Annotated in this window: 1 pseudogene; it reads right to left on the reverse strand. The window is 37.1% G+C overall.

From position 1 onward, the window contains the following. Positions 1-125: 125 nt before the first annotated feature. Positions 126-383, reverse strand: a pseudogene (locus AOA61_RS31785) (hypothetical protein); the annotation flags it as partial.

Below are 383 nucleotides of genomic sequence, written 5' to 3' on the forward strand. Positions count from 1 at the left end.
AGTGAAATTTCACTTTCAAAGTTAATAGAGCGATTTGAAGCGAAATAGTTCACAAAAAAGTGCGGAACCAGGTCCCGCACTTTTTTGTGTTTGAACATTAATTACAGATTCTTTAGCTTTTCTCATTATTCCATGGAAGCTTCTAATTTAAGTTTCTTTGTCTGTGCACTATACACTCGATATAAGAAGAAGGCAACGATTGATAAAGCAACTCCTATAATATACGGCAATCCAATTGTAATAGAGAAAAGGATTCCCCCTAAAGGAGGGCCAATAATCCTTCCTAATGAATCAAAGGAGGAGAGTAGCCCTGTAGTACTGTAATAACCAGTTGTTGACTTTTTAGTCAATAAGGCAGAGACACTAGGACGGATAAAACCGTC

The organism is Pseudomonas sp. 2995-1, assembly GCF_002742505.1.
Classification (GTDB): domain Bacteria; phylum Pseudomonadota; class Gammaproteobacteria; order Pseudomonadales; family Pseudomonadaceae; genus Aquipseudomonas; species Aquipseudomonas sivasensis.